11 protein-coding genes and 2 pseudogenes are annotated in these 9,017 nt (G+C 52.9%); 6 read left to right on the top strand and 7 right to left on the bottom strand.

The genetic code is table 11. The features are described 5' to 3' along the window. Positions 1–31: 31 nt before the first annotated feature. The 4 genes and pseudogenes from HHUB_RS14655 to HHUB_RS14640 all read left to right on the top strand — a co-directional run. Positions 32–588, top strand: a pseudogene (locus HHUB_RS14655) (site-specific integrase); the annotation flags it as partial. Positions 589–752: 164 nt separating this feature from the next. Continuing rightward, complete coding sequence (locus HHUB_RS14650) at positions 753–1,448, top strand: nucleotidyltransferase domain-containing protein (RefSeq protein WP_059058797.1); 696 nt, start codon at positions 753–755, stop codon at positions 1,446–1,448. Next, the gene (locus tag HHUB_RS14645; protein ID WP_179204602.1) at positions 1,441–1,950 is read left to right on the top strand and encodes a DNA-binding protein; all 510 of its coding nucleotides are present in this window, start codon (positions 1,441–1,443) and stop codon (positions 1,948–1,950) included. Before HHUB_RS14650 ends, HHUB_RS14645 begins: the two co-directional genes overlap by 8 nt. A gap of 310 nt (positions 1,951–2,260) precedes the next feature. Continuing rightward, the gene (locus HHUB_RS14640; RefSeq protein ID WP_059058796.1) at positions 2,261–2,647 is read left to right on the top strand and encodes a hypothetical protein; all 387 of its coding nucleotides are present in this window, start codon (positions 2,261–2,263) and stop codon (positions 2,645–2,647) included. Positions 2,648–3,190: 543 nt separating this feature from the next. Here the strand turns inward: HHUB_RS14640 and HHUB_RS16255 are convergent. The 6 genes and pseudogenes from HHUB_RS16255 to HHUB_RS16865 all read right to left on the bottom strand — a co-directional run bounded on the left by HHUB_RS16255 (position 3,191) and on the right by HHUB_RS16865 (position 6,862). Further along, positions 3,191–3,508, bottom strand: a complete 318-nt coding sequence (locus HHUB_RS16255; protein ID WP_082687289.1) for a hypothetical protein — start codon at positions 3,506–3,508, stop codon at positions 3,191–3,193. Positions 3,509–3,848: 340 nt separating this feature from the next. Continuing rightward, complete coding sequence (gene tbsP / locus HHUB_RS14630; protein WP_059058794.1) at positions 3,849–4,667, bottom strand: transcriptional regulator TbsP; 819 nt, start codon at positions 4,665–4,667, stop codon at positions 3,849–3,851. Positions 4,668–4,846: 179 nt separating this feature from the next. Next, entirely contained in the window at positions 4,847–5,191 is a 345-nt protein-coding gene (locus HHUB_RS16875; protein ID WP_143416434.1) for a hypothetical protein, read from the bottom strand. A 117-nt stretch (positions 5,192–5,308) separates the two neighbouring features. After that, positions 5,309–5,554: a hypothetical protein gene (locus HHUB_RS16870; RefSeq protein WP_143416435.1), complete on the bottom strand. Its 246-nt coding sequence runs from the start codon at positions 5,552–5,554 to the stop codon at positions 5,309–5,311. 92 nt (positions 5,555–5,646) lie between these two features. Continuing rightward, positions 5,647–5,910: pseudogene (locus HHUB_RS16250) on the bottom strand (IS6 family transposase); the annotation flags it as partial. A gap of 565 nt (positions 5,911–6,475) precedes the next feature. Continuing rightward, positions 6,476–6,862 (bottom strand): twin-arginine translocation signal domain-containing protein, encoded by a 387-nt coding sequence (locus HHUB_RS16865; RefSeq protein ID WP_143416436.1) that lies wholly within the window; start codon positions 6,860–6,862, stop codon positions 6,476–6,478. Positions 6,863–6,974: 112 nt separating this feature from the next. Between HHUB_RS16865 and HHUB_RS16860 the strand changes: the two genes are divergently transcribed. Both HHUB_RS16860 and HHUB_RS14620 read left to right on the top strand, forming a co-directional pair. Beyond that, positions 6,975–7,433, top strand: coding sequence for a hypothetical protein (locus HHUB_RS16860; protein WP_143416437.1), 459 nt, complete (start codon positions 6,975–6,977; stop codon positions 7,431–7,433). Positions 7,434–7,926: 493 nt separating this feature from the next. Continuing rightward, positions 7,927–8,196 carry a hypothetical protein gene (locus HHUB_RS14620; protein WP_059058792.1) on the top strand — a complete coding sequence of 90 codons (270 nt, stop codon included), beginning with the start codon at positions 7,927–7,929 and terminating at the stop codon, positions 8,194–8,196. Between the two features lie 258 nt (positions 8,197–8,454). On the opposite strand, the gene HHUB_RS14615 is transcribed toward HHUB_RS14620, so the two are convergent. Next, positions 8,455–8,748 carry a hypothetical protein gene (locus tag HHUB_RS14615; protein WP_059058791.1) on the bottom strand — a complete coding sequence of 98 codons (294 nt, stop codon included), beginning with the start codon at positions 8,746–8,748 and terminating at the stop codon, positions 8,455–8,457. Between the last annotated feature and the right edge of the window lie 269 nt (positions 8,749–9,017).

The following is a 9,017-nucleotide window of genomic DNA, read 5'->3' as shown; positions in this document are numbered from 1 at the left end:
ACTAGGAGCGAGAGTTCCACAGATTCGGTGTTTGGATCTCTACCGAAAGAAGCAGCAATGGGACACGGCAAGCCTGCCGCAGCCGGTAAGTCAGCCACTCAAGGCATACCGGAAACTACTGGTGCCGCGTTCGGAGCGGTGGCCGGTCTTCCCGACTTTCAGCCCACAAACCTGGGGGAACTACTCCGCGAAGAGCTCGCAGACCGAGGTCTGACAGATGAGGAGAGCGAGGCTCGCCGCGATGACTATCCGCGTGACCTCCTCTTGGCGCTTGACGAGGACATTCGCCCAGCATCGATGACGACGAAGGGCGCTCGGAACGTTCTAGAGCGGCTCACCGACGAAGCTGGCATCGAACTATCGGACCCAAATCACGAGTACCTCGCGCCACACGGTGGACGTCGCGGGATGAGCGAGATTCTCGTCCGGTCGTTCGGATATACGGTCGCTGCTCGGTATCTGGATAATTCTGAGGATATGGTGAGGGAGCGATATTCGCATATAGAGGCCGGTAAGCTCGGGGATAAGGCGACAGAAGGGATTGCTGATATAGATTCGGCCCCTATCTCACAGGAAGAAGGAGGGTGAAGGAGGGTGAAGGAGGAGGAGGAGAGGGGGGAGGGGCGGTTCAGTGGGTTCTAGTCGATTTGGCGGCGTGTGCCTTGGGGTGTTCTGGAGGTATCCCTGCTGAAGGTTAAGCCTCCACCCCATTCAACTTAAAGTTTTTATAGCCACAGTCCATTATCTGGACTATGGTCCAGAATATGGAATTGAACAGCGAACACGGAGCATCAATTTCACTGCCGATACCCGCTCAAGACCCCAGTTTATTCGGAAGCAAAGCCACAAACGACATCCTCCTCTTTTTAACAAACCACCGGTTTAGCCGATTCTCCCTCCGGGAGATTGGACAGCAAATCGGAGCGTCACACCAAACCGTTGGCCGCGTCGTCAACATTCTCGTGAAGAACGACCTCGTCGTCGAATCCTCCAAACAGAACCAGCGACTCGTCCAAATCAACCGAGAGCGGTTATCCATCCCCGACGACCCGATTCTCCGCATCCCACAACCAGAGTTCCACGAACCCGTGAAGACTGCCGTTGACGAACTGACCGCCACGTTAGACAACGTGCTCGGAGTCGTCCTCTATGGGAGCGTTGTGCGTGGTGAAGCTGACCGACGGAGCGACATCGACCTCTGGGTGCTCACCCAGGGGGAGCGCGCTGCAAACCAGCGGGAAGCGAACACCATCGCCCGCGACCTGGAGGAGACGGAGTTCAACGGAAATCGGTATGATTACGATATCGACGTGGAGGCGGTGCAGGCAGTCCCCACGTACACGGAGGATATCCGAGAAATCGTCGTCTCCGGCATCCCACTCTACCAGACAGACGACTTCGAGACCGTCGAAAACCTCCTCCTCGAGGAAAGAGGCAGCGATGAGTAACGGGTCTGACCCAGAGGCCGTGTTGGAGGCGTTGGATCGCGCTCAGGACGCCTTCGAGATGGTCGGTCGGGGCCGCGCAGAGTTCGAGATCGGTATCAGTGCCGGCGACGACTGGAAGACACAGCTGACGAAGGCGTGCCGGCTACTCGAGGTTGCTAGCACGCTCCAATCGCAGGGCGGCTACTACACCGCGGTCATCGAGGTCTGCTTCGGCGCTGTCGAACGCTCCATCGAAGCGTACGCGCTCGCGATGACGACCGATTCCCTCCAAGATTTCCACGATCACGAGTTCAGCTACGAGCGCGCACACCAGATCGGGTTATTCGAGCAGGAGACAGCAGAGGCCATGAAGGCGCTGTACGGGGAGAATCGGACCGATAGCTACTACGGCGGCGGCCGTCCAACGAACGAACAGGCGGACGCGATGGCTGACCTCGCCACCGCTGTCCACGAATTCTCCGTTAGCCAAATCCGGGAAGGTGGCGTCTGTCTCTGTGAGTAACGGGCGATACACCCAAACTCACCACTGTCCCACACATCGTATACTAATATACCTTCTGCGGCAGTTGTTGTTCATCACAGATTCGGCGTTTGGATTTCTACAAACCAACAACTCAACAACACTTATCGGCGATGTCGAGCTACTCAGCACTTCAGGAGGGCGCACAACCTCGAAGGAGTGATTTGATGTGTGACTTATTTACAACGTTGAAGGAAGAGAATCAGCCGCTCAGTAGGTGTGCGTATCTACCAATTCAATCAGTCAGCTAACCCCCACACAGGTTTATACTTTCAAACTGTATTAACGGCTAATGAGCGAATCTGCGTCTTCCACCGGCACACAACGACTTTGGGAAGGCCTGACGGAAAACCTGTTAGTCTCACTAACTGCTGTCGCATTCGCACTTGCCGCCTTCTTCCTGATACCGCTTGGTGAGGCCTTTGAGGTGCGGTTCCTCCTTGCGATAAGTTTCCTCACTCTCGTCTTCGTGTACGATGAATACTGGCCGCGAACCGACTCGACGGCATACGCAGTGCTCTGGACGGTCGGAGCCGGACTCTTAACCGCCGGCATCTTCATCGGCGTCTATGAACTGGCGTTCTCACTTGGAGCGGGGGAACTCACAAGAGCCGTCGCGCTCCTCGTAACGACAGTTCTCCAATATGGGAGCGCAATTCTGTACTCCCGTGCGCAGTAGGAGTCCTGTACTGACCGTTGCAGAGTACGATTCCAAGGTTCCGCGAACGACTAATTCACGGGTCCGCGAATGACCATGATTTTATTATTTAGCACAACTATTTCACTAATGGTATATTACGGGATAGTATCGGATTGTCGCTGAATAACGAAACCGGAGTGCCAACAACTGATATGGGTCGTGTATTCCAGTTTGTCAGAGAAGCGGTGGATTTTGACTCGCGGCTCCGCAATCCCGTCTACTGGTTGCTCTGGTCCGCGACAGCGTTCCTGATCGCTGTCCTCGTCTTCGACTGGCGACCACCTGAATTCCTGGACCCTCTCTTTGTCGCGAGCATTTTTCTTCCAGGAATTGCCGCGATCGGCCTCCTGTCCCTTCTCCTATCACTTCCCGGCACCTGTCAGTAGTTCAGGCGATGGTCACTCGGTAAGTCAATCCTGTTCTGTGCTCGCGCCGATTGTGGACCCGGCATCTCCCAAGATTTGCAGTTTCGTTTGTAGTCGTTCAAGGACGCGAAGGGGGGCTGTGGTCTAGGGCATGGCGTTAGCTGGCATTGGTTCGAAGCCAGATATCGTAGATTAGGAGTCCGAGGACGCCGCCAGTGAGTCCGCCTAACAGCCCAGAACTATAGAGGCCGATGAAGACGGGTACCCAGGACACAACGACGACGGAAATATGCACGAAATCAGCGGTTCGTCCAACCAAGTAGATCGATAGAACCGCTAACGCAGCGGTCGTACCGAGAATTGGTTTGATGGCGTATAGAAACCCCCATCCGAGAATTACACCAGCAACAAGCGCAGCAACACCGTCGAATTTATCGGGGACACCGTCTAGCGGGCTTGCTCGGGCGACATTCATATCATATCAAATTCGTTCCAAAGTCAAATCTTTAGTGGTTGTGTGGCTGTTCAATCTTCAATCGAAGCATCCCGAACTAATCACCTAGATGCAGCAACTGCGCTAACGTTGTTCCGTTCGTTCACCGAATGCCGACTGTGGATGGCTACCGGGTCTAGTACGCTGTGGATGGTTTCGGCGTACAATATGACGGGAGCTCTCCAGTCCACACTCCACACCCGGACACATTCCCGCTGTGGATGACTGCCACAGCAGCGTTGTCGACCGGCGGGACATCAACGCTGAGGTTATACACGAACCCCCAACGGAGGAATCCTCGCGCTTTAGCGCGGGGAGGATGTCAAGAGAGAATCGATTGGGCGGCGCTCGCGAGTTCCGCGGGCGGCGCGTCCTCGAGGCGCTCATCGGCGAGTTTGAGGCGGAGCCGCGGCCGGCCAACATCGAGGGGGACCTTCTCGGTATCGATGAGCCCGAGGTCTTCAAGCTTCTTTTTCACTCGGGAGAACGTCGCCTTCGACGCGACACCGACGTCCTCGCCCCACTTGCTGATGTCGTAGAGCAGTTCGCGGTTCTTCGCGGCGACCAGCAGGCTGACGGTGACCTCGTCGAGGCCGTCGCCGTCGCCGCGGGCGGTCTCCATCGAAGCCAGTGCGTCACTGAAATCGGCTTCAACATCTTCGCCGATATCCTCGTCGAGCGTCTGCCGGACGCGGTCGATGGCGGGCGTGCGGAGCGTGAACGCCTCGGCGGCCGCCCAGTCGTCAGCAACGGCATCGTAGGCGGTCTCGGCGAACTCGGTATCGTCTGTGGTGAGGCCACCAACGAGATCATCAACGTCAACAAGCGCGACCGTTCGGTTCTCAGTGACGAGCATCGAACTCCGCGCGCCCCCGTCGAAGACGCGAAGCTCGAGGTCGCCGGCTTCGACGAGGTTCGCGGCGTTGCTCGCGGCGATGAAGTCGTCGGTCACGTCCTTCAGCGTTCGCTCGTCGCCGAGCAGGCTGATGGACGGTAGCTCCTCGTCGTAGGCGTTGGCGACGTCGACGAGTTCCTCGGTGGTCTCACCGGCGGGGTTCACGACGAACAGCTCGTCGGGTTCAGCGTTAAAGATAGCGTGAACGACGTCGTCAACACTCGTTCCCAGTAGAGTCTGTGGCATCTCTACTAACTATCGGACAATATATATTTAATTTTTCTGAATCAGACCTCTGTAGAACGGTTATCATCCGCGCCTTCCGTGATGCTATCCAATTCTGTCAGACTTCCCATTCGGGAAGCTAACCAACCCCCTTCAGCAGTGGGTTAGCTTACCTTGGAACGCGAAGTGAATCCCCTCTATTAACCGCTATTTTCTAGTTCCCACGGACGAGCCTGCCAGTATTGTCTGAACCGTATACCTGCCGCGGTCCCAACTGCTAGATATGCGACAGCCCATATCGTGGGTTCCGTGACGCCGAGCGCGTAGATTACGCCAAGCAAGCCGCTTAGTGCTAACACTCCAAACATCAGCGCAATATTAGTGGCAGTATATCCTCGAATAAGAACATAGCCTGCTCCAAGTATGGCGGCGACTCCGATGAAAAGCATAGGAAGCCGCTCAAAGTAACCATACCACGCGGCTATGACACCGAGGACGACTAACCCATATGGGATATACCGGAGGCGTGCTTTATCGGAGACCATGATGGAAGTGAAGTATCATTATAATATATGGTTGTCGAAGATACTTAGACGGGAGTTGGGCCGGGGAAGGCAACAATTGCAGCGTTGATCAACGCCGACTGTTAACCAAATACGCTCTCACACCCCCACCGGTTCTTTGTGCGTGGTTTTTCTGCGGACTAATATAGCGACACCAAAGATGGCGATCGATATACCAGCAACCACGATCTGGATGTAGCCGGTAGTAAATCCAGAGACAGCAAATACAGCCCATCCAAGCGCCCCAATAATGTGCCATAGGCGCTGTTCAGGGGACTGCGATGCTTTCCACAGTAATCCCACTGCCACGACCAATCCGATAGCGGGAATGAATAGTTCAACCATTATGCTACTGGTGGAAGCCACTATGACAGGTCATATGTCGGTGTCACAACTATATCGTCAGATTGGTCTTCAGGACGTTTTACTTTTATGGCAGCGGTTTCGTCAACCGCGATCTGCTTCGGCTGTGCCTCAGGCGGGTCGCGTCCGCTGTCAGCCAGCCGATGCACCCAGTTCCAAACTGCGCCATGAGAGCGTTGAACGCCTAATTCCGCTAAGATCGTTGTCGTCTCGCGGAGCGAACAACCAGTTTCGTGGAGGCGGACGGCGAACGCCCTGACAGGTGTCGCCGTCTGCTCGTTCTCCCAATTTTCTTCTAAATCCGCGTCATAGAACTCGCTGAGCAGGTCTGCGAGCATCTTGGTCGATTAACTCAACGACTTGCTCACTTCTCAAACTGACTCAACTAGACAGTGCCAACTAGTAAATTTGTTAATTGAAAGGAGAAATAGCCCCTGTAGCGGGAACGATAGTTAAACTCTCCTCAGACTATCCACAAGTTATGACTAATTTTCATTAGCAGGTTCCTTCAAAGCTATCTTCGGGAAAGATCTTCCACCGCTTAGATTCATTTGCATACGTAACACTAACGCCGCCAGGACCGAAGCTGATACCCTCAAGAGAAACGCTATCCCAAGTGTGGCAAAATGTACCATACACTTGCTTTGTGTGGCAGTCATCTTGTTTTTGCAGGTACGCTGTTGCATTCCCACTCCACTCAGTATCACCACCAACATTATTATCCTGCCATGACCAAACGGCTCCTGCTGCGTCCCGATCTTTCAACCCAATTTCTCCTTTCCCGGAATTACATCCTTGGCCATCGTATAGATACTGAGTATCCGACCAACCAATTGTAATGAGGTCTTTAGGTTTGTCACCCTCCACAAAGGCAGTTGTCTCAAAAGTCCAGTCGAGATCTGCCTAGTCTGAGTAAGCATTCACGTACAGCGACAGATCGACTTCTATATCCGACTCTGGAATTTTCTGTGGTGAGATTTCATTACTATCGGAATCTTGCTCCTCAACTTCTTTTCCATCATTCTTCAGGTTGTACTTTTTCTTAGTTGTGTACACATCAAAGCCGGCTTCCCGGAGCTCCTGATGGAACTCTTCAATAGTTTTCTCATCGCGATCTTTCGCTATTTTCTCGAACTGCTGTTGCTCTTCATTTCGTTTCTCTTCATCAGTCGGAGCAGCCGAAGCAACCGTTGTTGGAATTGCCAAGCCGACACTACCTGCCGCAGCTGTTTTTAAGAAGGTTCGTCGACTTTTCATCCGGTTACGTTCATTTCGTGTCATAATTGACACGGTTTGCCTGTCTCCCCCCTGTTACTAAACGTCATTCACCGCCCACTAGTTCAGATGCTGGCCAGTCGCTCACCCAGTAATTCTAAGTGCTCCACGCGCGACTTTGATAATAATGCATGACTCACTCACCGCTACTAGAAGAACTGTAATTACAGGTAGCGTCGCGTCTCTTTTGGGTCTCTCTGGCTGTTCGGCAGTTATAGGAGGAAACAATAATACTACACCTAGACTCGAAACAATTCGCGTTCGGAATGATACAGATCAATCTATTCGTGCAGAGTTCACACTCGTCTACGCGCAAAGCAATACTAACCCGGACCAACCAATCCGTAGAATTCAGGAAATACCAAGTGGCGGAAAAATACTCACTATCGATGACTTTGAGGGAACCCCAGGATTCTATAGTCTGACAATCTCGCCCGAAGACAGTGACAAGACCGAGGTCATCGCATTTAATTCAGCTGGAAACAGCGTGGATGTAGAAAACGTTCAATTCGAGGTTGTCTTCCAACAAAATGGCGGTATTTTTGTGAATCTAGATCAGGCTGGATCAGATATTACACTCCCCTAACCCGGCTTTATCTTCACCCACTATAGTAGTTGCCCGTACGGTTCGCGAGCCAATATGGTGAGCAGGCTAAGAGCCGGACGAAGAGGCACCACCTGATTTTGGTCAAGCTTTTGCTATGGAGCGAACGCCACAGCAAGGTCGGTGTACAGCAGACTATCGATATGGGAATTCGTTCTCCTCATACTGTAAGTTACAAGTCAAGCCCATCTTCTGAGATTGTGCCGCTTCTCTGCAAAAAGCACACAATATACGACGCCATATTGTCATATAGAGATAGCACCAAACTGCTATCAAGCGAGAAACGTTCCGTAAACTCGAAAGGAACAAGCGGTTAGTGGTCGGGGCGCGGCGCGGTCCCGTATCGCTTGATGGTTTCAGTCTTCTCGAGCTGGCGTAGACCTCTGCTAAGGGAGCAAGCAACCCTCGTTGGTTCGCTATTGCTCCCCTACGGCTTTAATAGGTCCCACAACCAAATACGGGTACAACCAACACCATGACAGCCAACACCTCGAGTTCGAAGATACTCATGAACGAAGACCACTGGATCACGCTCGTCGCTGCGATCGTGACCGTGGGCGGACTTGGACTCCTATCCGATCTCCCGTGGTTCTGGCTATTGGTCGCTGGGATGGTCGTCTCAGGAGTAGTTGAATTCGTGATTCGAGAGATACCCCCTGATAGGGATAACTACGATCCAGCAAAGTACCGGCTGTGGGACGCTGGATTCGGCCAGGACTCCGAAACCAACAACGATAACAACTGAAAAAGTTCGCATTCTGCGATCCAGTCAAAGTGGGGTGCATCAAATCCAATACTCCATACGTCGAAATCCATGGGACGATAACGGCAACCACTCGGCTGATTCGAACTACAAGAAAGACTAAATTGCGAGCATCACACGTTTTAAATTGGCCAACGAGATCAGTTAGTCACCTTGTTCCACCCGTTGTCGTTGTCTTCGAAGTATCAAGAATGCATCAATGAATCCAAGTATCCACTGGAGTACGACGACAGTCACAATTCATTCTGGCTGGTGATGGACAGAAAATACTGCGGAGACGACAAAGTAGCCCTCGTCAGTACCGACAGATTCCTGAGCGCCGCTTAGTTCGTCGCTGGTCACATATTTGCCTTGGGAGATCGCGGTTCTGACGCCAAGTGAAGCCTTGGAGAATGGCATCGCAACATAGTCGACCACCTCCTCTTGTGGGACTGGCTCGAGTCCGTATCTCACGGTCCCGTCTTCCCCCTCCGTGGTAGTGGGCTGAAAGAAACCGGACTCCCAGATGTAGACGTAGGCATAGTCGTGACTCATGAAGTTTGTCGGAGGGCCGTCAAAGGCGATGGCACCATTTGCGTGTATCGCCCGTTCATAACTTCAGTCAGTCCCAAATTTCATTTTTGGAGCCGTACATTAGGTCAATATGGAATCGCGTCGGCAATATCTTGTTGGGCTAGTTGGAGTGATTTCAATAAGTGGTTGCTTGAGTACATCGTCTCCGTCAGCAGAAGTCACACGCATACAGTTAATCAATAAAACTGAGCGTGAGCATGATTTCACCGTTACCCTACGCGAAGACGGAC

Source organism: Halobacterium hubeiense (assembly GCF_001488575.1).
Lineage (GTDB): Archaea > Halobacteriota > Halobacteria > Halobacteriales > Halobacteriaceae > Halobacterium > Halobacterium hubeiense.
Note: the sequence above shows the minus strand (reverse complement) of the source record. Positions and strands in the feature narration are given on the sequence as shown.

Excerpts from the sequence above, each read along its gene's own strand:
- HHUB_RS16870 (WP_143416435.1), bottom strand. The coding sequence starts at position 5,554 with ATGGTTGAACTATTCATTCCCGCTATCGGATTGGTCGTGGCAGTGGGA.
- HHUB_RS16875 (WP_143416434.1), bottom strand. The coding sequence starts at position 5,191 with ATGGTCTCCGATAAAGCACGCCTCCGGTATATCCCATATGGGTTAGTC.
- HHUB_RS14620 (WP_059058792.1), top strand. The coding sequence starts at position 7,927 with ATGACAGCCAACACCTCGAGTTCGAAGATACTCATGAACGAAGACCAC.
- HHUB_RS14645 (WP_179204602.1), top strand. The coding sequence starts at position 1,441 with ATGAGTAACGGGTCTGACCCAGAGGCCGTGTTGGAGGCGTTGGATCGC.
- HHUB_RS14615 (WP_059058791.1), bottom strand. The coding sequence starts at position 8,748 with ATGAGTCACGACTATGCCTACGTCTACATCTGGGAGTCCGGTTTCTTT.
- HHUB_RS16255 (WP_082687289.1), bottom strand. The coding sequence starts at position 3,508 with ATGAATGTCGCCCGAGCAAGCCCGCTAGACGGTGTCCCCGATAAATTC.
- tbsP (WP_059058794.1), bottom strand. The coding sequence starts at position 4,667 with ATGCCACAGACTCTACTGGGAACGAGTGTTGACGACGTCGTTCACGCT.
- HHUB_RS14640 (WP_059058796.1), top strand. The coding sequence starts at position 2,261 with ATGAGCGAATCTGCGTCTTCCACCGGCACACAACGACTTTGGGAAGGC.
- HHUB_RS16860 (WP_143416437.1), top strand. The coding sequence starts at position 6,975 with ATGCATGACTCACTCACCGCTACTAGAAGAACTGTAATTACAGGTAGC.
- HHUB_RS14650 (WP_059058797.1), top strand. The coding sequence starts at position 753 with ATGGTCCAGAATATGGAATTGAACAGCGAACACGGAGCATCAATTTCA.